Source organism: Pseudomonas sp. R84 (assembly GCF_009834515.1).
Taxonomy (GTDB): Bacteria; Pseudomonadota; Gammaproteobacteria; order Pseudomonadales; family Pseudomonadaceae; genus Aquipseudomonas.
The window spans coordinates 2722937-2746303 of sequence record NZ_CP019426.1; the positions used below are offsets into that span (position 1 = coordinate 2722937).

22 protein-coding genes and 1 pseudogene are annotated in these 23367 nt (G+C 57.4%); 9 read left to right on the forward strand and 14 right to left on the reverse strand.

The features are described 5' to 3' along the window. The first annotated feature begins 102 nt into the window (after positions 1-102). From PspR84_RS12215 to PspR84_RS12245, 7 genes are all read left to right on the forward strand, one after another. Positions 103-312 (forward strand): hypothetical protein, encoded by a 210-nt coding sequence (locus PspR84_RS12215; protein ID WP_160057445.1) that lies wholly within the window; start codon positions 103-105, stop codon positions 310-312. Further along, positions 302-757 carry a hypothetical protein gene (locus PspR84_RS12220; protein WP_160057446.1) on the forward strand — a complete coding sequence of 152 codons (456 nt, stop codon included), beginning with the start codon at positions 302-304 and terminating at the stop codon, positions 755-757. The genes PspR84_RS12215 and PspR84_RS12220 overlap by 11 nt, the downstream gene beginning before the upstream one ends. Before the next feature lie 66 nt (positions 758-823). Then, positions 824-1177 carry a hypothetical protein gene (locus PspR84_RS12225; RefSeq protein ID WP_174244444.1) on the forward strand — a complete coding sequence of 118 codons (354 nt, stop codon included), beginning with the start codon at positions 824-826 and terminating at the stop codon, positions 1175-1177. 79 nt (positions 1178-1256) lie between these two features. Continuing rightward, positions 1257-1670 (forward strand): hypothetical protein, encoded by a 414-nt coding sequence (locus PspR84_RS12230; RefSeq protein ID WP_095122884.1) that lies wholly within the window; start codon positions 1257-1259, stop codon positions 1668-1670. Between the two features lie 56 nt (positions 1671-1726). Further along, complete coding sequence (locus PspR84_RS12235; RefSeq protein WP_160057447.1) at positions 1727-2137, forward strand: hypothetical protein; 411 nt, start codon at positions 1727-1729, stop codon at positions 2135-2137. Positions 2138-2295: 158 nt separating this feature from the next. Next, positions 2296-2637, forward strand: a complete 342-nt coding sequence (locus PspR84_RS12240; protein WP_095122880.1) for a hypothetical protein — start codon at positions 2296-2298, stop codon at positions 2635-2637. A 35-nt stretch (positions 2638-2672) separates the two neighbouring features. Continuing rightward, positions 2673-3017, forward strand: coding sequence for a hypothetical protein (locus PspR84_RS12245; RefSeq protein ID WP_160057448.1), 345 nt, complete (start codon positions 2673-2675; stop codon positions 3015-3017). Between the two features lie 86 nt (positions 3018-3103). Here PspR84_RS12245 and PspR84_RS12250 read toward each other — a convergent pair. After that, positions 3104-3262 (reverse strand): annotated as a pseudogene (locus PspR84_RS12250) (DUF899 family protein); the annotation flags it as partial. A gap of 500 nt (positions 3263-3762) precedes the next feature. Between PspR84_RS12250 and PspR84_RS12260 the strand changes: the two are divergent. Further along, entirely contained in the window at positions 3763-4065 is a 303-nt protein-coding gene (locus PspR84_RS12260) for a hypothetical protein (protein WP_160057449.1), read from the forward strand. A gap of 112 nt (positions 4066-4177) precedes the next feature. Here PspR84_RS12260 and PspR84_RS12265 read toward each other — a convergent pair whose 3' ends face one another. The 9 genes from PspR84_RS12265 to PspR84_RS12305 all read right to left on the reverse strand — a co-directional run bounded on the left by PspR84_RS12265 (position 4178) and on the right by PspR84_RS12305 (position 13565). Next, entirely contained in the window at positions 4178-5815 is a 1638-nt protein-coding gene (locus PspR84_RS12265) for a BatD family protein (protein WP_160057450.1), read from the reverse strand. Next, positions 5812-7548, reverse strand: coding sequence for a tetratricopeptide repeat protein (locus PspR84_RS12270; RefSeq protein ID WP_160057451.1), 1737 nt, complete (start codon positions 7546-7548; stop codon positions 5812-5814). Before PspR84_RS12270 ends, PspR84_RS12265 begins: the two co-directional genes overlap by 4 nt. After that, positions 7545-8624, reverse strand: a complete 1080-nt coding sequence (locus PspR84_RS12275) for a VWA domain-containing protein (protein WP_160057452.1) — start codon at positions 8622-8624, stop codon at positions 7545-7547. The genes PspR84_RS12270 and PspR84_RS12275 overlap by 4 nt, the downstream gene beginning before the upstream one ends. Further along, the gene (locus tag PspR84_RS12280) at positions 8617-9114 is read right to left on the reverse strand and encodes a DUF4381 domain-containing protein (RefSeq protein ID WP_160057453.1); all 498 of its coding nucleotides are present in this window, start codon (positions 9112-9114) and stop codon (positions 8617-8619) included. The genes PspR84_RS12275 and PspR84_RS12280 overlap by 8 nt, the downstream gene beginning before the upstream one ends. Next, the gene (locus tag PspR84_RS12285; protein WP_160057454.1) at positions 9111-10055 is read right to left on the reverse strand and encodes a DUF58 domain-containing protein; all 945 of its coding nucleotides are present in this window, start codon (positions 10053-10055) and stop codon (positions 9111-9113) included. Before PspR84_RS12285 ends, PspR84_RS12280 begins: the two co-directional genes overlap by 4 nt. A gap of 5 nt (positions 10056-10060) precedes the next feature. Further along, positions 10061-11020, reverse strand: a complete 960-nt coding sequence (locus PspR84_RS12290; RefSeq protein WP_007913915.1) for a MoxR family ATPase — start codon at positions 11018-11020, stop codon at positions 10061-10063. Between the two features lie 273 nt (positions 11021-11293). After that, positions 11294-11647, reverse strand: coding sequence for a hypothetical protein (locus PspR84_RS12295; RefSeq protein ID WP_160057455.1), 354 nt, complete (start codon positions 11645-11647; stop codon positions 11294-11296). A 70-nt stretch (positions 11648-11717) separates the two neighbouring features. Then, positions 11718-12284, reverse strand: a complete 567-nt coding sequence (locus PspR84_RS12300; RefSeq protein ID WP_095122866.1) for a hypothetical protein — start codon at positions 12282-12284, stop codon at positions 11718-11720. 81 nt (positions 12285-12365) lie between these two features. Then, entirely contained in the window at positions 12366-13565 is a 1200-nt protein-coding gene (locus PspR84_RS12305; RefSeq protein WP_160057456.1) for a colicin-like pore-forming protein, read from the reverse strand. 755 nt (positions 13566-14320) lie between these two features. Here PspR84_RS12305 and PspR84_RS12310 point away from each other — a divergent pair. Next, complete coding sequence (locus PspR84_RS12310; protein WP_160057457.1) at positions 14321-19216, forward strand: NAD-glutamate dehydrogenase; 4896 nt, start codon at positions 14321-14323, stop codon at positions 19214-19216. A gap of 164 nt (positions 19217-19380) precedes the next feature. Here PspR84_RS12310 and PspR84_RS12315 read toward each other — a convergent pair whose 3' ends face one another. The 4 genes from PspR84_RS12315 to PspR84_RS12330 form a co-directional block, all read right to left on the reverse strand. Continuing rightward, positions 19381-20094 carry an ATPase gene (locus PspR84_RS12315; protein ID WP_160057458.1) on the reverse strand — a complete coding sequence of 238 codons (714 nt, stop codon included), beginning with the start codon at positions 20092-20094 and terminating at the stop codon, positions 19381-19383. A 217-nt stretch (positions 20095-20311) separates the two neighbouring features. Next, on the reverse strand, positions 20312-20716 hold the full coding sequence (locus tag PspR84_RS12320) for a cupin domain-containing protein (RefSeq protein WP_160057459.1): 405 nt from the start codon (positions 20714-20716) through the stop codon (positions 20312-20314). Positions 20717-20942: 226 nt separating this feature from the next. After that, a complete protein-coding gene (fabI, locus tag PspR84_RS12325; RefSeq protein ID WP_007910591.1) occupies positions 20943-21737 on the reverse strand; it encodes an enoyl-ACP reductase FabI in 795 nt (264 codons plus the stop codon). Positions 21738-21756: 19 nt separating this feature from the next. Next, positions 21757-23367, reverse strand: a complete 1611-nt coding sequence (locus PspR84_RS12330; RefSeq protein WP_160057460.1) for an ABC transporter ATP-binding protein — start codon at positions 23365-23367, stop codon at positions 21757-21759.

A 23367-nucleotide genomic window follows, 5' to 3' on the forward strand; every position in this document is an offset into this window, starting at 1 on the left:
AATGGGATAGACCACGTTTAAATAAACGTTGTCATTCCCCGGTTCTCCAGCCTTTCCGGGGGGGGTGGAATTGCTGTTGATGAGAAATGGAAGGAAGAGTCGTTGGGCGCAAAAGACGCATTGTTTTCCGGTGAGAAGAATACTGGTTTGCTTGAGGTTTTGAGGTCTTGCTTTCCTGCTATCAACCTTGCGTTCGTGCTGGATTGGGTTCCTGAACAAGGGGAAGATATCTATTGGTTGCTGGTTGATAACTCAAGAGTAGCCATGATTGAAAGATTTGAACTGGGTGAAGGATTAGCTAATGAGTTTTGAAATCCTGCTGGAAAAAGAGCCTTTCGAGCACTTTGGAACCCAGGCCTTACGTGGATTGATACGACTGGGTGACGAAGAGGAAAACTTCTTTGCTCCGATCTCCTTCTGGGGCAGGCAGGAATACGTGAGTAGCTGGTACTCATCGCTTTGTCTCGGTCTCGAAAGGAGACAGCATTCTGTATTAGTCACTTCAATGCTTGATCCAGACTCCGCAAATTTTCTGATGGTCTGGGTTTTATACTTTGTTGGAGAGTCTGTTCACATTCAGAATAATGTGGTTTTTCTAGACTACGTTGTTTCCGGGTTCAATCTGGATGATGTTAATTCTTACGTCGGTGCACGAGAGGTCGTTAACGAAGATGGCGACAGGATTTCCGAGTGGGTCGTCCCTCTGTCGGAGGTGCTCAGTTTCAAAGAAAAGTTGAAGATGGAAGTCGATGCTTGAGCGCCGAAGAGCTACTAAACAGTCGCTTCGCGAAACGTAACAGTCAGAGTCGTACTGGAGATAAGGTTGAAGATTGAGATGAATGATTTCGAGGCGGTGAAAGACCTGATCATCCAGTTGGTGAAAGAAAAAACCGGTGATTTTGATGCCGACAGTTGGGAGGCTGATTACAAGCTGAATTGGGAGTCCGAGTTGGCGGAAAGGCTTGAGAGCGCTCTTTTCAGTATGTCTAAAATGGCCTCCGCGAGGGAGAGTGGCGATGGTGTCATGTTGACGGCGGCGCTGGTGCATTCCCGGATGAATTTCATGGACCTCGCAAATTTTTTCAGGGACATCTTTGACGATCTCGATGCACTGCTGGTAAAACCAGTCTGGCCGGATATTCCTGAAGGGTTTGATTACGGAAAAAGCGCAAATTAACGGGTCGTGCGGTTTTACCCTGATGGAATCCTGGCACAACGTTTTTCCCGTCTATGAATCCTAAATATCGGGCACATTCATGGAGCTGAAGTTTTTTTATCACTCGGCCGGTCCTCACCCTGTTTTGGGCGAGGTCTTTTATGAAATGGCGCAAGTGAGCTCGGGGCAGGAGGGGGCTCAACGCTATGAGCTTTATGTCTGCAGCGTGCTGGGCGCCGTTGCGCAAACCCCGGCCAGTTGTGATCGAATGCTTGGGTATCTGGCGGCTGTACTGGATGGCACAGAGCGATCAATTTGTGCGGGTGGAAACGACGTTGTTTTGAATATTGATACAGCGGGTGTGCAGGTTGACATTTCGATCAATGACGACTGGATCGGTCAGCCAGAAAGCAAATTCACCTTGCAGGAATGGCAAAAAATTCTTGAGGGCTGGAAACACCTTTTGGAGTTGCCCCAGGGGTCAGATGAGGTTGTGTTAGTCCAACTGCCATAGAAAATTTTGACCCTCAGCACACGCGCTGAGGAGTAGTCGTAAATTCCAAGGCATTTATGGAACTGAAATTTTATCAAACCGCCGGCGGTATCTACCCCGAAGGACAGTTGTTTCACGCGATCGTTGAAGTGAATTGTGATCAGGAAGACGCGCAACGCTACCAGCTTTATGTATGCAGTGTTCTTGATGCCATCGCACAAGTTCCGGAGGATTGTGATCGTCTGCTGGCAGCTATTTCAACAGTAGAGCGGGGCGCGCAAACCTCAGTCACTGAAGGGGGAAACGATGTTCTGCTGAATATGAGCTCCGAGGGAGTACAGGTGGATATTCTGATCAACGATGACTGGACTGGTCAGCCGCAAAGCTGGTTTACGTTGGAGGAGTGGCGCAAGATCCTGAAACAATGGAAGCATACTTTAGAGCTGCCAAAAGCTTCCGATGAGGTTGTGATACTGAAATTGCCATAGTTGAAAAATGAATCAGGGGAGAGCGGCACAGAGAGTTCTTACCGTTGAATCGAGTGACAATTTCTTGAGACATACGAGTAAATGATGGGGACAGACCACTTTTAGAAAGTACTCCGAAAACGTAGTCTGTCCCCGTTTTACTATGAGAGAAAATTGAGATGAATGATTTTGAGTCGGTGAAACAGCTGATCATCGAGCTGATGAAAGAAAAGGCGGGTAGCTTTGATGGCAATAGTTTGGAGGCCGATTACAAGCTGGACTGGGAGGTTGAACTTTCCGAAAGGTTGGGAAACGCTCTCTACAATATGTCCAGAGCGGCATCCGCCAAGGAAAATGCAGACGATGTCATGTTGAAAGTTGCGCTGATGAATTCACGTGTGGACTTCATGGATCTGGCTAATTTTTTCCGCGATATTTATGACGATCTCGATGCGCTGGTAAAAAAACCTATTTGGCCGGAAATCCCCAAAGGTTTTGTTTACGAAAAAGTTTCGGATTAAGAGGCCGCTGGCTGGGGTGTAAACGGGGGGGTAGGATGAGTGAAGACGAAATTTATCGCCAGATCGGCCAAATTCTGATTAACACTGCTCCTGATACAGCGAGTGCGGTTATCGTTGAGGCTGAACTTTCACCCGAGGATGATCATTGTAAGTTGTTGTTTGACTATATTGATGAGAATGGAAAGAAAGATTGGTTCAGCCCAGGCAGCCCAGAGGTCGATGTTGGTATTCATGAAAACCTGATAGCGCTGAGGAATCTCTATAAAGCGCAAAACATGACATCCGGGCTACCGGTTTGGAACAGCTGTGTTATCACGTTGGATACCGTGCTGGGGAAGTTGAAAATTGATTTCAACTACATTGCGCCAGAAGAAGGTTGAGTGTTTTTTTCCTGTAAAGCCCTGGGAGATTTACTCAACGTAAATCTCCCAGGTTCAGTGCTATCTCCATGAAGTGGTGGAATCTTTTATCGTTCATGGCATCCGCAGGATTTTGTCTCATTATCATACCGATCATGATGCCGCACCCACTCCATGATCTCGTCCTCATTTCTGCCCTTGGGCGTGAGGTCGAGGTAGTTGTAGGCGCCGACCAGCATGTCCAGACTACGGGCATAGGTTGAATAGGCGGAGGATAACGGGACAGACCTCTTTTAAAAAAAAACGTGGACTGTCCATGAGGGATCTTTCGTGGGTGTGACTCCAAAATCGCCATAAGGCAACTTGAACAGAAAAAGGACACTTCAGTAGCCATGCCAAAATTTGCTTGTGTATGCGGTCACGTCATTAACCTGTCTCAAGGGACGTCCGAGTGTGAAATGTCTCTGGTCGCTGAACAGAAGATAGATGAAATTGGCTATGCGCTATCAAATCGCTGGCTGTCTGAAGACGAATTCTACGAAGCGATAGACCAAGGGGCTGTTACGGTTTATCGATGCCAGCAGTGCGGGCGGCTGCACGTGGACCAAGGTGGTGGACAGTTTTCTTCCTATATAAAGGAAGTGAATTAGTTGCTTGGGATTGGGCGATTGAAGTTGACAGGATGTCGAGGCCAACTGTGTCGAGCTTTTCCGCGCACACTTAAAAGAGGGGATGATTGGAACAATAAATTTCCGGAGGTCAGAGAGTGATTGCTGAAGATTTTGAACTTGTGACAGCCATTTTTCAGCTGGTTGAGGCCGGAATTGTTCACGGTTATGACGCCTTTCGATACCGCGTTGAATGGGGGGGGAACTATATGGAGGCAGACCTCGCCGTTGAAAAAAATGGCTCAGAAATCTGGGACGCTGAAACTGATTTCAACCATTCGAAAATCTATGCGCTTGTAGAAAAATTACACGAGCGTGCGGTCGCTCGCGGTGAACCCTGGAAGGCATTTGTTCTCTCCTATCGCGAAGGCGAACAAGTGAAAACGAAATTCGACTATTGATTCCGATTGTTTTCAGCCTTTTTTCCCTAAAGTAGAATCGAAAGATCGCAGCCTTCGGCAGCGCCTACACATACCCTCTGTAGGAGTTGCCGAAGGCTGCGATCTTTTGCTTTTACTTCGGATAAAGCGGCGGCAACCCGCTGTCACCCACCGGGTCCTGCACCCGTTCCGCCGCCGGAATAGTCCGGATCGCCCGCCACAAATCCTCACCCTGCCAATGCTGCCCCGTCTCGCTGTACAGCGCACCATTAAGCCCATCCAGCGCATCCGACAACGGCACAAACCGCGCCGCCATGTCCGCCAATGTCTCCGGCTGCTGACGCGCCCACGCATCCAGCGCCTGCCGCGTTGCCTGTGGATCATTGGCCTGGCTCGCCCGCTTGATGTCATCCATCAACGTGCGCGGGCTCGGGCCGGTTTGGGCAGCGCGATGCACTGCCGGTTGCCAGCGCGCGCGCCACCACAGGCCGAAGCCGAGCAGGGTGGTGCAGGCGAGGATCAGCGTGCTGAGTTTCCACCACCACAACACATCGTTATCGACGGCGCTCACTTGCAGATTGCCGGCCGGGGTGTCGACTTGCAGGCTCGGGTTGTTGGCCACTTGCAGGGTGCGTGCGGGCAGGCTGCTGTGTTCCAGATGGTCTTCGAAGGTGTTCCACCAGACCACGTCCACCGTCGGCAAGTCGATGGCGCCGCTGCGACTTGGTACCAGCGCTTCGCGTTCTTCGCGGCTGCCGACAATACCGCGGTCGGTGCTCTGGTTACTCAGCACCGGTTGATCGGGGTAGCGGCGCAGGCCGTTGACGTCGGTGGCGGGCAGCGCTGGCAGTTGCGAGCTGGCGAGGCCTTCGACTTTCAACGTCAGGCTGCGTGTCAGGGAATCACCGACCTGGGTGTGCTCCGGCTCCGGGTTCCAGCTTTCGCTCAGGCTCAGGCTGCGCGCGGGCAGCCAAGGCGCGTCGACGGGATAGGTCAGCGGTTTGGGTTTGACCGTCAGGGGGATTTCGGACGAACTGACGCGCATCAGTTTGCCCGGCTTGGGGCCCTGCGCATTCGCGTCCTGAGACGGCTGCGTGTCGACCAGCGTCGCGCTGAACGTTTGCGGCGCAATGGTCAGCAAACCGCTGTGCTGCGGGTAGATCGCATAGCGCATCTCGATCACGCCGTGGCGCACACCGTTGAGGTCTTTTTCGTAGGTGCGCGTGTCGCCGAGTTGCTCGATGCGCGCATCGGCGATTTGCAGCGGCGTCAGGCTGCTGTCGTCGTAAAGCGACACCGAATGGTAGATACGCAGGGTCAGAATTGCCTGTGCCTGCACATACACGCTGGACTGATCGAGGCTGGCCTCGATGAACACCGGATCAAGGCTGTTCTTATTCTCGCGGGTGTCGCTTTCGACCACTTGTACGGTGATCGGCTGGCTCTGCGCGTCGCCCAATTGCAGCGGCGGGATCACCACGCTGCCGTTCTCTTTGGGCAGCAGGGTGATGATCCAGCGCGTGGTCGCGGGGTTGTCACCATTGAGGGTGTTGAGCTGGTTGACCTGCCGCGTGCCGCGCACTTCGAACAACGCTTCCAGCGCAGTCAGGTCGGGTTTGCCGAACTGGGTGACGTCGTTGGTTTCGAGGGTGAGTTCGACCGTCTCGCCGGAGTTCAGGCGACTGCGATCCACACTGGCGGTCAGCTCGGCCGCCTGGGCGGTGGCCGTGCAGAGCAGCAGGGGCAGCAAGAGAGCGGTGAAGCGGGTCATCGAGTGTTTTCCTGATCCTGATGTTGTTGCTGTTCGTACCAGAATTTGCGTCGCAGCAATTCGCCCGGATCATCCGGGATCTTGCCCAGCCATTGTTCCAGCGCCTGGCGTTGCTCGCCTTCGAGGTTGTCTTCACTCTGGCGCAGCGTCGGCACGGTGTCCGTCTGTTCTTCCTCGTCGCTGCCCGGCACTTCGTTGGGGCCTGGCTGCGGCGGCGTGGTCGGTGGCGGTTCGCTGGCCGATTCGCTCGGTTGCGCTTCGCTGTGGGTTTCACTTTTTACCGCCGGTGGTGGTGCGGTTGCAGGCGGTGGTTCGTCGCCGGGCAGGCTCTGTTCGGTCGATTTGTTGTCCGGTTCGGCGGGCGGCGGCGTGTTTTTCTGTTTGAGCAGGTTTTCCACCAACGCCTTGTTGGTCTGCGCCGGGCGCAAATCCGGTTGCAGTTCCAGTGCCTGTTCATAGGCGTCGATTGCCGCTTCCAGCTCACCGCTTTTCGCTAAAGCGTTGCCGCGATTGTAGTGGGCGCGGGCATCGCTGCCTTCGGCGAAACGCTGAGCGGCGCCACTGTAGTCGCCGGCCTCGTACAACGCCACCCCTTGCCATTGGTGATCGTCAAAATGCTGCGCGGCTTCGGCCGGACGCTTCTGTTTGAGCAAGTGCAGGCCCTGTTGATCGGGGCGCAGCCACAAGTCCTCAAAATCAAAAGCGTAGCTCGGCTGTGGCAAGCACAGCAGCAACGGCAGGCAGAACAACCAGCCACGACGCCCGGCACACGCGGCGAGCAACAACAGCGGCAACAGCAGCCAGTAACCCTGATCTGCCCAGGTATCGAGGCGCACGGTCTGGCCATCATCGCGCAGACTGCGCGGGCCGTTGAGCAGGCCGAGCGCGCCAAGATCCGCTTCGTCGAGGCGCGCAGGGTGGTATTCGCCACCGACGCTGTTGAGGAAAGCGCTCAGGCCCGGACTGTCGAGTTGCGGCACGCGAATCGCGCCTTGTTCGTCCTTGAGGAAACTGCCGTCCTCTTGAGCGATTGGCGCACCTTCGGCGGTGCCGACGCCGAGCATCAATAACTGCGCCGATTGTCCGCTGAGTGCGCGGCGAATGCCTTGGCGTTCTTCTTCATCGAGCGATGAGCCGATCAGCAAAATCCGCCCCTGACCGAGTGCACCCTGTTTCAGCAGCGCCAGCGCTTTACTCACGGCGAGATCGGCACGGTGGCCGCTTTCCGGCATCAGCGAAGGCTTGAGCGCATCGAGCAAATTGCGACTGGTCGCCAGGTCATCCGACAGCGGCACCAGCGTGTGCGCGCTACCGGCGTAGACGACGATCGCGGTCTGCGCATCGCTGCGCGCCTGCAACAGGTCGAAGAGCTTGCGCCGCGCCTGTTCCAGTCGCGTTGGCGGCGAGTCGGTGGCGAGCATTTCCGGGGTCAGTTCCAGCACCACCACCAACGGATCGGCGGGTTTCTGGCTGGTCTGTTCGACGCGTTCCCAGCTCGGCCCGAGCAGCGCCAGGACCGTCAGCAACCACGCCACGCCGAGGGCGACCCACGGCAGTTTGCTGTCGCGACCATTGCCGCCGCTGAGCAGGGTGGCATGAAACGCTGGCGGCAAGATCATCTGCCAGCGCCCGGCACGTTTCTGTCGGTGCCAGAGTTGCCAGATCAGCCAGCCCAGCAGCGGCAGCAACAGCAGCCACCACGGACGAAACCAGTGCGGCCAGAGCGCGATCATCGGCGCCTCCGCAGACGCAGGCGCTTGAGGCGCTCGCGCCAGTCAGGCAGCGGACTTTGCAGATACAGCTCCTTGGTGAACAGGCGTTGCAGCGGGTTGTCCGGCCACAATTCCCGGGCGACCAGCAACAGGCTCAGCCACAACGCCAGCGCCAGAGGCCAGTGATACAAGGCTTGCGCCGGGCGTGCCTGAGTCGGTTGCTGGGTGACTGGCTCGAGTTGATCGAGGGTGTCTTTGATCGCTTGCAGTTCCTTGCCGTCGTGGGCGCGGAAATACTGGCCGCCGGTGACTTCGGCGATGGCTTTGAGCGCCGGTTCGTCGAGGTCCAGGCTCGGATTGACGCCGAGCAGGCCGGTTGAACCGCTGTCCTCCGGATTGGCGCCGATGCCGATCGGGTAAATCTTCACGCCTTCGCTAGCGGCCAGTTTTGCCGCCGTCAGCGGATCGATTTCGCCGCCGTTGTTCGCGCCGTCAGTGACCAGAATCAGCACGCGACTTTGCGCCGGGCGCATGCGCAGGCGTTTCAGCGCCAGACCGATGGCATCGCCGATGGCGGTGTTTTTGCCGGCAATGCCGATGCGCGCTTCGTCGAGCCAGACGCGCACGGTGTGGCGATCAAAGGTCAGCGGCGCTTGCAGATAAGCCTGACTGCCGAACAGGATCAGGCCGACACGGTCGCCATCGCGGCTTTCAAGGAAATCACCGAGCAGATGCTGCACCAGCGTCAGGCGACTGACCTCTTCGTCCTGCCACTGCATATCGGGGAAATCCATCGAGCCGGACACATCCACCGCCACCAGCAGATCACGCCCACTGGCAGCAATCGGCAGTGGTTCGCCGAGCCATTGCGGGCGCGCGGCGGCGGTCAGCAGCAACAGCCACAACAGCATGAACGGTGCTTGTTGGCGCCATGCGGGGAGATTGGCGCGAGCGCGACGGCGGGCAAGGCCTTCGAGGTCGGACAAGAAACTGACTTTCAGTGCCGGTTCGCCGCTGTCGGCCACTGGCAATACGAGGCGCATCAGCCACGGCAGCGGCACCAGCACGAAGATCCACGGCCAGGCGAACTCAAACATGTTTGCGAATCCACGTGTCGACAGCCTGGGTCAGGCCGGCGATGGCTTTGTCGTCGAGTTTGCATTCTGGTTTGTACGCGCCTTCGACCAGCACCATCCAGCGCGTCAGGCCCGCCGCCGGGCAGCGGTTGTCGAGGAACGCCAGCCATTTGCGCCCGTTGAGGGTATGGCTCTGGCTGTAGGGATAGTGGTTGCGGCACAGGCGTTTGAGCAGGCCGTTGAGTTGCTGCAGCCACGCGCCAGCCGGAGCGCCGTCGTAGGGTTTGGGCATTTGCGCCAGTTCGGCGAGGGCGGCGATGCGCACGGGGTCGAGCGGCTGTTCGGCGCGCACGATCGGGCGCTTTTTCATCGGAAAGAAACGGCGCAGACGCCACGCGGCATAACCGAGCAGCGGCAGCAACAGAAGCAGCAGCCACCAACCCGGCGCCGGCGGCCAGAAGGCGATCGGTGGCGGCGAGATCAGTGGTTGCAGTTGTTCGAGGCCGCTCATCGACCTTTCCCCGGTCGCTGCGGATTGAGGAATTCGCGCATCTGCTCGACCATTTCGCTTTGCGTGCTTAGCGGCATCAGCAGCACCCGTAGCTTTTGCGCGAGCAGTTCCCAGCGAGCGATGCGCGCTTCGGCCTGGGCGCGATAGGTCTGGCGCAGGTCGAAGTTGAGGGTGTCGAGTTCAAGCTGCGCGCCACGTTCAGCGAACCGTAGAAGGCCGGCGGCGGGCAGGGCGTGATCAAGGGGATCGGACAGCGGCAACATCAGCAGATCGCAATGGCGCGACAGGAGGCTCAGTTGCTGTTCGGCGCTATCGGACAGCGCGCGTTCATCGCAGATGACGATCACTAGACTGCCCGGGCGCAGCACTTCACGGGCGCGGCGCAAGGCCACGCCGAACGCATCGCGATCCGGTTCACGCTCGCTGTGCAGCGACTGATTGACCTTGACCAGACGATTGAGCAATTGCAGCAGGCTCTGTTTGCTGCGCCGTGGCTTGATTTCGTAGTGCTCGTTGTCGCCGAACACCAGCCCGCCAACGCGGTCGTTATGGCCGAGCGCGGCCCAACCGATCAACGCCGCGACTTGCGCCGCCAGTACCGATTTGAACATCAGCCCGGAGCCGAAAAACAGCCGCGTGCTTTGCTCGACCATGATGAAAATCGGCCGTTCGCGTTCTTCATGGAACAGCTTGGTGTGCGGCTCTTGCGTGCGCGCCGTCACGCGCCAGTCGATGGTGCGCACGTCGTCGCCGGCCTGATAGACCCGCACTTGATCGAAATCGACGCCGCGGCCACGGAATTTCGAGTGATGCAGGCCGATCAGCGGGCTGCGCTGACTCGGCGTGGAAAACAGCTGCACTTCACGTACGCGGTGACGCATCTCGATCAGCTCGGCGAGGCTGACGCGGATGCCCGGTTCGGACGGCAGGGAGGCGTTCATGGGGGTCAAGCGACGGCTACGACGTCGAGAATCCGCTGCACCACCCGATCCTGATCGATGCCGGCGGCTTCGGCTTCAAACGACAAAATGATGCGGTGACGCAACACATCGAACAGCACCGCCTGAATGTCTTCCGGGCTGACGAAGTCGCGACCGGCCAGCCAGGCATGAGCGCGGGCGCAGCGGTCGAGGGCAATCGAACCGCGCGGGCTGGCGCCGTAAGCGATCCACTCGGCCATTTCCGGGTCGAACTTGGCCGGGTTGCGCGTGGCCATGACCAGTTGCACGAGGTATTCCTCCACGGCGTCGGCCATGTACAGACCGAGGATTTCCTTGCGCGCGGCGAAGATTGCCTGCTGGCTGACGCGGCGCTCGGGTTTTGTTTCGCCGTTCAACGCTTCGCCACGGGCCTGCTGGAGGATGCGGCGCTCGACGGCGGCGTCCGGGAAACCGATTTTTACGTGCATCAGGAAACGATCGAGCTGGGCCTCCGGCAGCGGATACGTGCCTTCCTGCTCGATCGGGTTCTGCGTGGCCATCACCAGAAACAGCGGCGACAGCTCGTAAGTGCTGCGGCCGACACTGACCTGACGCTCGGCCATGGCTTCGAGCAGCGCCGATTGCACCTTGGCCGGGGCGCGGTTGATTTCGTCCGCCAGCACCAGGTTGTGGAAGATCGGCCCTTGCTGGAACACGAAACTGCCGGTTTCCGGGCGATAGATCTCGGTGCCGGTGATGTCGGCCGGCAGCAGGTCAGGGGTGAACTGAATGCGATGGAACTGGGCTTCGATGCCCTCGGCGAGTTCTTTGATCGCTTTGGTTTTGGCCAGACCCGGAGCGCCCTCGACCAGCATGTGGCCGTCGGCGAGCAGGGCGATGAGCAAACGCTCGATGAGTTTTTCCTGGCCGAGAATCTGCGTTGAAAGAAAGGTTCGCAGCGCCAGCAGCGCTTCACGATGTTCCATCGGTGACTGTTCCTGGAAAGGGGTGGCCACGCGCGTTCGGATAACGCCGGGGCTGGGGGCGTTACTTTAATCCATCGCGGGGGGTGGCGACTAACGGCATTTTGCGCAAAGTGCGGGAAATGACTGGGGGAATTGTTGGGTTTTTGTAGTGCCGGGGGAGGGGCTGTGTTCTTCAGGGTCCCTTCGCGAGCAAGCTCGCTCCCACATTGACGGTGTACACGCAGTTCAAATGTGGGAGCGAGCTTGCTCGCGAAGAGGCCTATTCAGAAACCATCAAACTTCGTTAATGAAGGTGCCAGTCCCGTCGAGGATATTCGTCAAGGTCTCGACAACCTCATCCATATCCACCATATCCGGGTTAAAGCTGATCTCCAGTACATCATCCCCATTCAACGCATCAGCATCCGCCGCCGCAATCTCGATCTTCAGCAGCGTCGAGGTCAAAGTAATTTTTACGCCGTCGAGCGTCGAAGGCTCGCCATCCAGGGTGATCTCCAGCTCATCCTCATCCGGATAGCGGCTCATCAGGAACATGTCGCCCTTGTCGCTGTGGCAGCAGAGCATGGCCATGTTGTCTTCTTCGTCATCGCACGGGTTGACGATCAGTAGGGCGGTGGTCATTTGCATCGGGGTATTCCTAGTTGGCGCGGACAAAATGTAATTTTGCCACCCTAAAAAAGTTTTTGCTGCTATTGCTTCACGCTTTTTCTCTAGAGTTCCACCACCTTTTTAGAATGCGACATGGGATGTAATACAAGCAGCGTTGCACCATAAATGGTACAACGAGAAATGGAAATAAAGACATGGCCACGTTGTGGGCGGAAAAGAAAAAGACATTAAGTCCGAACAAATTTCCGTATTTGCCTTTGGTTGTTCCGAGGTCTGTTGATGTCAAATAAAAACACCAGATAAAAAGTGCTGAGAGAGCTACGCCTGCGAAAAGCAAGGTCAGATATCGTCTAAGTGTCATTTGATCGAACTGCGTTGAGTCGAACTTTTCCGTGAAGGCATAAAAAGTTGAGACAGCAGCGAGCAGGGGGGCAAAAAGCGCAATATAATTTGCAGTCGCTTTTGAGCTGAAAGGAAATAAGGATGACCAGAAACCAATCAGTCCGAATAGCTGATTGTCCAGAAAGTGATCAATCGCCATATCCAAGTTGGACTGAGGGTGGGCGGGAAGGATCAGGTTAATTAGAAAAATTGGCGTCGCGAACAGTCCGAATGCAATCAAAGGTAAAGGTTGATCTGGTTTTTTACTCGTCATGAACTGCACTCTTTGGAATCGAGGTTTATGCCGCTTTGGTAATCGGGGTCTGGCTAGGCGTGCTCGACCCCGACAGTGACTTTAGCGCTGATCTTTCAGTGCAGTTTCTAGGTGGTCAGCGATGAAAGCGTTTATTTTTTCTACATTATTGGCATTTAAAAGAGATGCGATTGTGGCAATCGCTACGCCAACGGCAACGATACCTATTGCGCTAGCGGCGAAACCCGGGCTGAACACTGCGAGCAATGTCGCCACCGCCGCGCCAGCACCCACGCCGAGCGCGATACTCTCAAGCTCCAGAATCAAGGGCTTCCAGTTACCGTCCCGGAAGCCAATGACCGTCTTTTCGATCACCGAATGGGCCTGAACGATTTTTCCGGTCACGCCAAACCCCTTGGCGAGCTTATTGACACTGTCCATATAGGTCGCTTTATCCAGCGCATTGAGCGCGTCCACAACCGCACGCGTATCCTGCGGACTGAGCCGCGCATTGGGATTGGTCCGCACTGTCTCGAAAGTCTGCATCGCCTCCGCATAGCTTCTGATCTTCTTCCCCGAAATATCCTTTTGAAGATCCATGACCACCTGGTGCAGATTGGCGCCATATTTCTCGAAGATGTATTTGTTCGCGTCGGCGACGAAAGCCACCGCGCGTTTGTAGTCATCAATGCGTTTGGCTTCTGCTTCGGCCGCAATTCGCTTTTTTTCGTCGTCCTGTCGTTGAGCTTCCGCCAGAGCGGCTAAATGAGCTTGTTCTGCCGCGTGTCTCTGAGCTTCTTCAGCACGTCGCGCCGCTTCGGCAGCCTGTTGTTGCGCAAGCGCCTCGGCCTGTCGACGGGCTATCTCGGCATACAGTTGTGCTTGTCTTGATTGAAGGCTGGAAATTTGCGCATTCAACAGCATCGCATCATAAGTCGCTTGCAACTTTGCATGCTGTCGAGAAGTCTGCACGTCTCTCAGCTTTTGTTGCAGTGCCGTATTCTTCTGAAAGAGTAACTCGTTGACGGTGTTGGTTGCTCTGTCGAGCCATGCTTGCGGGGTTGCATCAATCAATGGTGGCTGTCGGCTGTCTGCCAGATTGAGCTCTATTTGCAAGTTGTGCTCAAGGTTTTGTTGTTGCGCGAGATAGTCGCTTTCGATGGCCAGTGTAAATCCATGCATTGGATTACCAAGCGGATAATTCTTTAGAATGTCACCGCGAATGGAGCCTGGGTTCAGATTGATTATTTCCCATGTGCCGTCGCCATAAAATACAGTTGTCGGAAGTTCCAGTTGTCTCATGTGCTGACTCCTGTTCCTGATAAAGAACCTGTTCCGTGGTTCGGTCTCATATTAATAGCGCTGCTGGCAGAAATATTCTGTAGGGTCCGGTCTTTTAGTTTTGTGAGACAATTCTTGTCGGGTTGTAAGTTTTTATAAAAGCTTTTTGGTGGTCGTTATTTTTGGTGTTTTTTTGATTTAAAAAGAGCTGCGGTAGAAATATCCTGCGATATTTTCTTATTGTTGGAGATGAAATTGCTGACGCGAAGGTAGGATTTTTTACGTGGCGGGACTGATCCGCGTCAACCGCTCGCGCTGAACCCGATGCCACGCTCAAGGTCGATAGAACGGCCTTGGGCGTTTTGGTTTCTGGATATGTAGAGGGAAAAGGTCTGCACTTGGGACGGATGTCCCGTAAATACGGGCATGTAGCCCGGCGTTTTCCGCCACGACTGCTAGTGTTTACCGGTGCCAAACCCTTGGTTTACGTGCCAATGACCGAATATGTCGCAGCACCGCAAGCAGACACATTGTCGCACCCTTTAAGCTGCGCAACGGATGAGCACCCGTAAAGGCATTGTCGGCACCGCTGGCAGTCGCTTTTGCAGATGCCCATTCAATGGAAGGTGAATGTGACCTGAGTGTCCCGTCCAGCTTCACCCACCTGTCCCCCTGTTTCCTCTGCCCGAGAATCAGGAACAGGGCGACACAAGCCCCGAAAGGGGTGTTGCACGCGACGCTTTCCATCAATAACAAGCTTAAGCGGAGTACCACAGATGGCGTTCTTCACCGCAGCCAGCAAAGCCGACTTCCAGCACCAACTGCAAGCGGCACTGGCGCAGCACATCAGTGAACAGGCACTGCCACAAGTGGCGCTGTTCGCTGAACAATTCTTCGGCATCATTTCCCTGGACGAGCTGACTCAACGTCGCCTCTCCGACCTCGCTGGCTGTACTCTTTCCGCGTGGCGCTTGCTTGAGCGCTTCGATCACGCGCAACCGCAAGTGCGCGTCTACAACCCCGATTACGAGCGTCATGGCTGGCAGTCGACCCACACCGCGGTCGAAGTCCTGCACCATGACCTGCCATTTCTGGTCGACTCGGTTCGTACCGAGCTGAACCGTCGCGGCTACAGCATCCACACCCTGCAAACCACCGTGCTCAGCGTGCGTCGTGGCAGCAAGGGCGAGTTGCTGGAAATCCTGCCGAAGGGCAGCACCGGCGAAGGCGTTCTGCATGAATCGCTGATGTACCTGGAAATCGACCGCTGCGCCAACGCGGCCGAACTGAATGTGCTGAGCAAAGAGCTGGAACAGGTTCTCGGTGAAGTCCGCGTCGCGGTCGCCGATTTCGAACCGATGAAAGCCAAGGTGCAGGACATCCTCACCCAGCTCGATAACAGCGCGTTCGCCGTTGATGCCGACGAAAAGAACGAAATCAAAAGCTTCCTGGAATGGCTGGTGGGCAACCACTTCACCTTCCTCGGCTACGAAGAATTCGTGGTCACCGATCAGGCCGATGGCGGCCACATCGAGTACGACCAGAACTCCTTCCTTGGCCTGACCAAACTGCTGCGCACCGGCCTGACCTACGAAGACCTGCGCATCGAAGACTACGCCGTTGCCTACCTGCGCGAACCGACTCTGCTGTCATTCGCCAAGGCTGCGCACCCGAGCCGTGTCCACCGTCCGGCGTACCCGGACTACGTGTCGATCCGTGAAATCGACGCTGACGGCAAAGTCATCAAGGAACACCGTTTCATGGGCCTGTACACCTCGTCGGTGTATGGCGAGAGCGTGCGGGTCATCCCGTTCATCCGCCGCAAGGTCGAAGAAATCGAAACGCGCTCCGGCTTCCAGTCCAAGGCTCACCTGGGCAAGGAACTGGCGCAGGTTCTCGAAGTGCTGCCGCGTGATGACCTGTTCCAGACCCCGGTCGACGAACTGTTCACCACCGTGATGTCGATCGTGCAGATCCAGGAACGCAACAAGATCCGCGTGTTCCTGCGCAAAGACCCGTACGGGCGTTTCTGCTACTGCCTGGCCTACGTGCCGCGCGACATCTACTCCACCGAAGTTCGTCAGAAGATCCAGCAAGTGCTGATGGAGCGCCTGAAGGCTTCCGATTGCGAATTCTGGACGTTCTTCTCCGAATCCGTGCTGGCGCGCGTGCAGTTGATCCTGCGTGTCGACCCGAAAAACCGTCTCGACATCGACCCGGTGCTGCTGGAAAAAGAAGTCGTTCAAGCCTGCCGCAGCTGGCAGGACGATTACGCCGCACTGACCGTCGAGAGCTTCGGCGAAGCCCACGGCACCAACGTGCTGGCCGACTTCCCGAAAGGCTTCCCGGCTGGCTACCGCGAGCGTTTTGCCGCGCATTCGGCCGTGGTCGACATGCAGCACCTGCTGAGCCTCAACGAAAAAAATCCGTTGGTGATGAGCTTCTACCAGCCGCTCGGTCAGGTCTCCGGCCAGCGCGAGCTGCATTGCAAGCTGTATCACGCCGACACGCCGCTGGCGCTGTCCGACGTGTTGCCGATTCTGGAAAACCTCGGCCTGCGCGTACTGGGTGAATTCCCGTACCGTCTGCGTCACACCAATGGCCGCGAGTTCTGGATTCACGACTTCGCGTTCACTGCCGCTGAAGGCCTCGACCTCGACATTCAGCAACTCAACGACACCCTGCAGGACGCGTTCGTCCACATCGTTCGCGGCGACGCCGAAAACGATGCGTTCAACCGTCTGGTACTGACCGCCGGCCTGCCATGGCGCGACGTGGCGCTGCTGCGTGCTTACGCGCGTTACCTGAAGCAGATTCGTCTGGGCTTCGACCTCGGTTATATCGCCAGCACCCTGAACAACCACACCGACATCGCTCGCGAGCTGACCCGGTTGTTCAAGACCCGCTTCTATCTGGCGCGCAAACTCAGCGACGACGATCTGGAAGACAAGCAACTGCGTCTGGAACAAGCGATTCTGACCGCACTGGACGACGTCCAGGTGCTCAACGAAGACCGCATCCTGCGTCGTTACCTCGACCTGATCAAAGCCACCCTGCGGACCAACTTCTATCAGACTGACGCCAACGGCCAGAACAAGTCGTACTTCAGCTTCAAGTTCAACCCGCACGCGATCCCTGAACTGCCGAAGCCAGTGCCGAAGTTCGAAATTTTCGTTTACTCGCCACGCGTTGAAGGCGTGCACCTGCGCTTCGGTAACGTCGCCCGTGGTGGTCTGCGCTGGTCCGACCGTGAAGAAGACTTCCGTACTGAAGTCCTCGGCCTGGTAAAAGCCCAGCAAGTGAAGAACTCGGTCATCGTGCCAGTGGGCGCGAAGGGCGGCTTCCTGCCGCGTCGCCTGCCACTGGGCGGCAGCCGTGACGAGATCGCAGCCGAGGGCATCGCCTGCTATCGCATCTTCATTTCCGGTCTGTTGGACATCACCGACAACCTGAAAGACGGCGCGCTGGTACCGCCATTGAACGTGGTTCGCCACGACGATGACGACCCGTACCTGGTGGTCGCAGCGGACAAGGGCACTGCAACCTTCTCCGACATCGCCAACGGCATCGCCATCGATTACGGCTTCTGGCTGGGTGACGCGTTTGCGTCCGGTGGTTCGGCCGGTTACGACCACAAGAAAATGGGCATTACCGCCAAAGGCGCGTGGGTCGGCGTACAACGCCACTTCCGCGAGCGCGGCATCAATGTTCAGGAAGACAGCATCACCGTAGTGGGCGTCGGCGACATGGCCGGTGACGTGTTCGGTAACGGCCTGTTGATGTCGGACAAGCTGCAACTGGTCGCGGCCTTCAACCACATGCACATCTTCATCGACCCGAACCCGAATCCGGCGACCAGCTTCGTCGAGCGTCAGCGCATGTTCGACCTGCCGCGTTCGGCCTGGACCGACTACGACACCAGCATCATGTCCGAAGGTGGCGGTATCTTCTCGCGCAGCGCGAAGAGCATCGCGATCTCCCCGCAAATGCAGGAACGCTTCGACATCAAGGCTGACAAGCTGACCCCGACCGAACTGCTGAACGCCTTGCTCAAGGCGCCGGTGGATCTGCTGTGGAACGGCGGTATCGGTACTTACGTCAAGGCCAGCACCGAAAGCCACGCCGATGTCGGCGACAAGGCCAACGACGCGCTGCGCGTGAACGGTAACGAACTGCGCTGCAAAGTCGTTGGCGAGGGCGGTAACCTCGGCATGACCCAACTGGGTCGTGTGGAGTTCGGTCTGAATGGCGGCGGTTCCAACACCGACTTCATCGACAACGCCGGTGGCGTGGACTGCTCCGACCACGAAGTGAACATCAAGATCCTGCTGAACGAAGTGGTTCAGGCCGGTGACATGACCGACAAGCAACGCAACCAGTTGCTGGCGAGCATGACCGACGAAGTCGGTAATCTGGTGCTGGGCAACAACTACAAGCAGACTCAGGCCCTGTCCCTGGCGGCGCGCCGTGCCTATGCGCGCATCGCTGAGTACAAGCGTCTGATGGGCGATCTGGAAGGCCGTGGCAAGCTGGACCGTGCCATCGAGTTCCTGCCGACCGAAGAGCAACTGGCCGAGCGTATTGCTGAAGGCCACGGTCTGACCCGTCCTGAGCTGTCCGTGCTGATCTCCTACAGCAAGATCGACCTCAAAGAGCAGCTGTTGGGCTCGCTGGTTCCGGACGACGATTACCTGACCCGCGACATGGAAACGGCGTTCCCGCCGACCCTGGTCAGCAAGTTCTCCGAAGCCATGCGTCGTCACCGTCTGAAGCGCGAAATCGTCAGCACCCAGATCGCCAACGACCTGGTCAACCACATGGGCATCACCTTCGTTCAACGACTCAAAGAGTCGACCGGCATGAGCCCGGCGAACGTGGCGGGTGCTTATGTGATCGTGCGCGACATCTTCCACCTCCCGCACTGGTTCCGTCAGATCGAAGCGCTGGACTATCAGGTATCCGCTGACGTGCAGCTGGAGCTGATGGATGAGCTGATGCGTCTGGGCCGTCGCGCCACGCGCTGGTTCCTGCGTGCCCGCCGCAACGAGCAGAACGCTGCCCGTGACGTCGCGCACTTCGGTCCGCACCTGAAAGAGCTGGGTCTTAAGCTCGACGAACTGCTGAGCGGCGAAATCCGTGAAAACTGGCAGGCGCGTTATCAGGCTTACGTCGAAGCCGGTGTACCGGAATTGCTGGCGCGTATGGTCGCGGGCACCTCGCACCTGTACACGCTGCTGCCGATCATCGAAGCCTCCGACGTGACTGGCCAGAACCCTGCTGAAGTGGCCAAGGCCTACTTCGCTGTGGGCAGTGCGCTGGACATCACCTGGTACCTGCAACAGATCAGCGCGCTGCCGGTTGAAAACAACTGGCAAGCCCTGGCTCGTGAAGCGTTCCGTGACGATGTCGACTGGCAGCAACGTGCGATCACCATCTCCGTCCTGCAACAGGGCGACGGCACGCTGGATGTGGAAGCACGTCTGGCGCTGTGGATGGAACAGCACGAAAGCATGATCTCGCGCTGGCGCGCCATGCTGGTGGAAATCCGTGCGGCGAGCGGCACGGACTACGCCATGTATGCAGTGGCCAACCGGGAACTGCTGGATCTGGCGTTGAGCGGGCAAGCGGTAGTGCCTGCGGTTGCTGCGAATGCCGAGCTTGAACTGGCGTAAGTAGTGCTTGAATGAGAAAGCCCCAGCGTCGAGAGATGCTGGGGCTTTTTTATGTCTGAGGGGGTTGTAGTGTTAGGTCTGGCCCCTTCGCGAGCAGGCTCGCTCCCACATTTGGAATGCGTTCCCCTGTGGGAGCGAGCTTGCTCGCGAAGAGGCCCTTACTGTCAATACAACTTCTGACCTTGTTTACTATCCAGCATCGACACTTTATCCGCAGGCCGCGCGACTAAATTGTTGAGCGACTGGTCAAACTTCTGCAGCGCCCGAACTTGCACATCCTGCTGCTGATTAATATCGGCAACTATCTCTTCCGACCGCTTGAAGTCCGCCCATACTGGCGTCAACTCTCTCGCCTCGGAACCTTTCGCCGTACCGATATAGTTCAACTGCGCATCATAAAAGTCGGCACTGACATCGGCCTTGATATCGGAACTGCGCGAAGTGATCAACTGACTGTGGGTGTCGACGATTGCTACCACATCCGGCCTGGCCGCACGCAGGCTTTGCATATTCGGATACACCGTCACCGAGCCGAACTGGCGTTGCAAGGATGCGTTGACCCATTCCACCGCCATGTCTGGTTTCGAGCTGGCGACGTAGGCGTCATGGATCGGTTGCACCAGCAGGCTCTGGCCAAAACCGGTGCCAGCGTTGGCCTGATAGTCGCGCAGGTATTCGCGGTTGGTCTGGGTGCTTGGGCTGTAGATCACGCCCAAGGACACGCCGGGACCGCTTTTCACTTGCGCGGCGCTGCTGCGGCCGGTGGGATGGGGGAGCAGGGTATCCAGTGAGGAAACGGCTTGCGGCGCGGTGGGTACCGAACAGGCGGACAGAGCCAAAACCGATATCGCCAGTACACTGGTGAACGCAAGTTTCATGGTGTTTCTCCCGTGAAACAACATCAGTCGGAAAGTTTGAAATGCCGTCGGCGACGACAGTTAATTCAGACTAAACCCGCCAAGCTGACAATTTGCTGTAATAAAACCAGAGCAATAGTTTGATTGGCTTTAACCCGTAGCGGCTAATTGCGCAGGGAAATAAAAAGGCGCTAATCGTCGATTTGCGCCCGTTTATTTATGGCTGATTAAACAGCCATCAGTTTTTCAGCGGGATCAACACCTGTTCATCCGGGGACAGCACCAAGAACACCAGCAACTTGGCAGGTTTGCTTTTGCTGGCATTTTTTGACACCAGATGTTCGGAGCCGGCGGGCTCGTACCAGAACTGGCCTTTCTTGTAGGTGATCGCCTGTTCACCTTTGACCTGGGAAATCACTTCACCTTCGAGCACGTAAGCCATGGCGGTGCCGTCGTGTTTGTGGGCAATGGAAGACTGGCCGGGTTTGTAGTCGACCTCGATCATCATGGCTTTTTTGCCCGGGGCGTTTTTCAGCATCTGGTCTTGCAGGACGGTGACTTTTTCCGAGGGATCGTGAGCGAAAGCGGCCGAGGTGCAAAGGCTCAGGGCGAGGGCGGCGGCGAAGAAGGGCAGGGCTTTCATGGCAGGCTACCTGTGAGGGTTGGGAGTGCAATCACAGTAGTCCGCAGGGTGGCGCATTCAAACGGCCAATATTCGGAAAGATCAGGTGACCAATCGGCGGCGCGTCAGAAAGGTTATCGGTGTGGCGGAATACGTCTTCGCGAGCAAGCTCGCTCCCACAGGGGACAGTGTTTCGGCCAATAAAAAACCCGCCTGAAAGGCGGGTTTTTTATTGGCTAAGCGAAGATCACTCTTCGATGTTGCCCATGGCGGTGGTGTTGAAGCCACCGTCGACGTACATGATTTCACCGCTGATGCCCGACGCCAGGTCGGAGCACAGGAAGGCGCCGGCGTTGCCGACTTCGTCGATGGTGACGTTGCGACGCAGCGGGGTTTGCGCTTCGTTGGCGGCCAGCATCTTGCGGAAGTTCTTGATGCCGGAGGCTGCCAGGGTACGGATCGGGCCAGCCGATACGCAGTTGACGCGGGTGCCGTCCGGGCCCAGAGAGCCGGCCAGGTAACGCACGCCAGCTTCCAGCGAAGCCTTGGCCATGCCCATGACGTTGTAGTTCGGCATGGTGCGCTCGGCGCCCAGGTACGACAGGGTCAGCAGGCTGCCGTTGCGACCTTTCATCATTTCGCGGCCGGCTTTGGCCAGGGCCACGAAGCTGTAGGCGCTGATGTCGTGAGCGATGCGGAAACCGTCACGGGTGGTGGCTTCGGTGAAGTCGCCGTCCAGTTGGTCGCCCGGGGCGAAACCAACGGAGTGAACGATGCAGTCCAGGCCGTCCCACTTCTTGCTCAGTGCTTCGAAGACCTTGGCGATTTCTTCATCGCTGGCCACGTCGCACGGGAAGCACAGCTCAGGGCTCGAACCCCAGCCTTGGGCGAATTCTTCAACACGACCTTTCAGTTTGTCGTTCTGATAAGTGAAGGCAAGCTCAGCGCCCTCGCGATGCATGGCGGCAGCAATGCCGGATGCGATGGACAGCTTGCTGGCGACACCGACGATCAGTACGCGCTTACCGGCGAGAAAACCCATGTGTTGCTCCTCTTTCAGGTTATTGCGCAGTGGCTGGTGCCAAAAAAGCGGCTTCCAGCAACTGCTGTGTATACGGATGTTGGGGGGCGGCAAAAATACTTTGCGCGTCTCCCTGTTCGACCACTTGGCCATGCTTGACCACCATCAACTGGTGGCTCAGCGCTTTGACGACAGCCAGGTCATGGCTGATGAACAAATACGTCAGGTTGTACTTGGCTTGCAGTGAACGCAACAGCTCCACCACTTGCCGCTGCACCGTCCGGTCGAGCGCCGAAGTCGGCTCGTCCAGCAGGATCAGCGCCGGTTTCAGCACCAAGGCCCGGGCAATGGCGATTCGTTGCCGTTGCCCACCGGAAAATTCGTGGGGGTAGCGGTGCCGGGTTTCCGGATCCAGACCTACCTCCTTCAATGCCGCAATAATCGCCGCTTCTTGCTCCTCGGCGCTGCCCATCTTGTGAATCCGCAGGCCTTCGCCAACGATATCGCCGACGCACATGCGCGGGCTCAGGCTGCCAAACGGGTCCTGAAACACGACCTGCATCTCCCGCCGCAACGGGCGAACCTCGTTCTGCGTCAGGCAGTCTAGCTGCTTGCCCTCAAAGCGGATCGCGCCTTTGCTACCGATCAGCCGCAAAATCGCCAGACCCAGCGTGGATTTGCCGGAACCGCTTTCCCCGACAATCCCCAAGGTCTGACCCTGGGGCAGGCTGAAATTGATGCCGTCCACTGCCTTGACGTGATCCACCGTGCGTTTGAGCAGGCCTTTCTTGATCGGGAACCAGACTTTCAGGTCCTCGACTTCAAGCAGCGGCGCGCCGATTTTATTGCTCGCCGGGCCTCCGCTGGGCTCCGCGCCGAGCAATTCGCGAGTGTACGGATGCTGCGGCGAACGGAACAGCTCTGCGCACGATGCCTGTTCGACGATGCAACCGCGCTGCATGACACATACGCGATGCGCAATTCTTCGCACGAGGTTCAAATCGTGACTGATCAGTAACAGCGACATGCCCAATCGGGCCTGCAATTGCTTGAGCAAATCGAGGATTTTCAGCTGAACGGTCACGTCCAGCGCCGTGGTCGGTTCGTCGGCAATCAGCAGTTCCGGTTCATTGGCCAAAGCCATGGCGATCATCACCCGCTGACGCTGGCCGCCGGACAATTCGTGGGGCAGGGCCTTGAGGCGCTTGTGCGGCTCGGGAATGCCGACCATCTCCAGCAGCTCCAGCGTGCGCTTGGTCGCGACTTTACCGGTCAGGCCTTTGTGGATGCCGAGCACTTCGTTGATCTGCTTCTCGATCGAGTGCAGCGGGTTCAGCGAAGTCATCGGCTCCTGAAAGATCATCGCGATGCGGTTGCCGCGAATATGCCGGATGGTCTTTTCGCTGAGGCCCAGCAGGTTTTGCCCGGCATAGTTGATGCTGCCGGCGGGATGACGGGCCATCGGGTAGGGCAGCAGGCGCAGGATCGAGTGCGCGGTCACCGATTTGCCCGAGCCGGATTCGCCCACCAGCGCCAGGGTTTCACCGCGCTTGATGTCGAAACTCACGCCTTCGACGACCCGGTGCACGCGCTCGCCGAAACCGAATTCGACGGCGAGGTCACGCACTTCGATCAGATTGTCCTGATTCAT

What these genes read in the sequence shown, in the direction of transcription:
- PspR84_RS12230 (WP_095122884.1), top strand. Translation starts at nt 1,257, where the DNA reads ATGGAGCTGAAGTTTTTTTATCACTCGGCCGGTCCTCACCCTGTTTTG.
- PspR84_RS12285 (WP_160057454.1), bottom strand. Translation starts at nt 10,055, where the DNA reads ATGAACGCCTCCCTGCCGTCCGAACCGGGCATCCGCGTCAGCCTCGCC.
- PspR84_RS12290 (WP_007913915.1), bottom strand. Translation starts at nt 11,020, where the DNA reads ATGGAACATCGTGAAGCGCTGCTGGCGCTGCGAACCTTTCTTTCAACG.
- PspR84_RS12295 (WP_160057455.1), bottom strand. Translation starts at nt 11,647, where the DNA reads ATGCAAATGACCACCGCCCTACTGATCGTCAACCCGTGCGATGACGAA.
- PspR84_RS12315 (WP_160057458.1), bottom strand. Translation starts at nt 20,094, where the DNA reads ATGAAACTTGCGTTCACCAGTGTACTGGCGATATCGGTTTTGGCTCTG.
- PspR84_RS12235 (WP_160057447.1), top strand. Translation starts at nt 1,727, where the DNA reads ATGGAACTGAAATTTTATCAAACCGCCGGCGGTATCTACCCCGAAGGA.
- PspR84_RS12310 (WP_160057457.1), top strand. Translation starts at nt 14,321, where the DNA reads ATGGCGTTCTTCACCGCAGCCAGCAAAGCCGACTTCCAGCACCAACTG.
- PspR84_RS12330 (WP_160057460.1), bottom strand. Translation starts at nt 23,367, where the DNA reads ATGAATCAGGACAATCTGATCGAAGTGCGTGACCTCGCCGTCGAATTC.
- PspR84_RS12245 (WP_160057448.1), top strand. Translation starts at nt 2,673, where the DNA reads ATGAGTGAAGACGAAATTTATCGCCAGATCGGCCAAATTCTGATTAAC.
- PspR84_RS12305 (WP_160057456.1), bottom strand. Translation starts at nt 13,565, where the DNA reads ATGAGACAACTGGAACTTCCGACAACTGTATTTTATGGCGACGGCACA.
- fabI (WP_007910591.1), bottom strand. Translation starts at nt 21,737, where the DNA reads ATGGGTTTTCTCGCCGGTAAGCGCGTACTGATCGTCGGTGTCGCCAGC.
- PspR84_RS12220 (WP_160057446.1), top strand. Translation starts at nt 302, where the DNA reads ATGAGTTTTGAAATCCTGCTGGAAAAAGAGCCTTTCGAGCACTTTGGA.
- PspR84_RS12265 (WP_160057450.1), bottom strand. Translation starts at nt 5,815, where the DNA reads ATGACCCGCTTCACCGCTCTCTTGCTGCCCCTGCTGCTCTGCACGGCC.
- PspR84_RS12240 (WP_095122880.1), top strand. Translation starts at nt 2,296, where the DNA reads ATGAATGATTTTGAGTCGGTGAAACAGCTGATCATCGAGCTGATGAAA.
- PspR84_RS12300 (WP_095122866.1), bottom strand. Translation starts at nt 12,284, where the DNA reads ATGACGAGTAAAAAACCAGATCAACCTTTACCTTTGATTGCATTCGGA.
- PspR84_RS12320 (WP_160057459.1), bottom strand. Translation starts at nt 20,716, where the DNA reads ATGAAAGCCCTGCCCTTCTTCGCCGCCGCCCTCGCCCTGAGCCTTTGC.
- PspR84_RS12270 (WP_160057451.1), bottom strand. Translation starts at nt 7,548, where the DNA reads ATGATCGCGCTCTGGCCGCACTGGTTTCGTCCGTGGTGGCTGCTGTTG.
- PspR84_RS12275 (WP_160057452.1), bottom strand. Translation starts at nt 8,624, where the DNA reads ATGTTTGAGTTCGCCTGGCCGTGGATCTTCGTGCTGGTGCCGCTGCCG.
- PspR84_RS12280 (WP_160057453.1), bottom strand. Translation starts at nt 9,114, where the DNA reads ATGAGCGGCCTCGAACAACTGCAACCACTGATCTCGCCGCCACCGATC.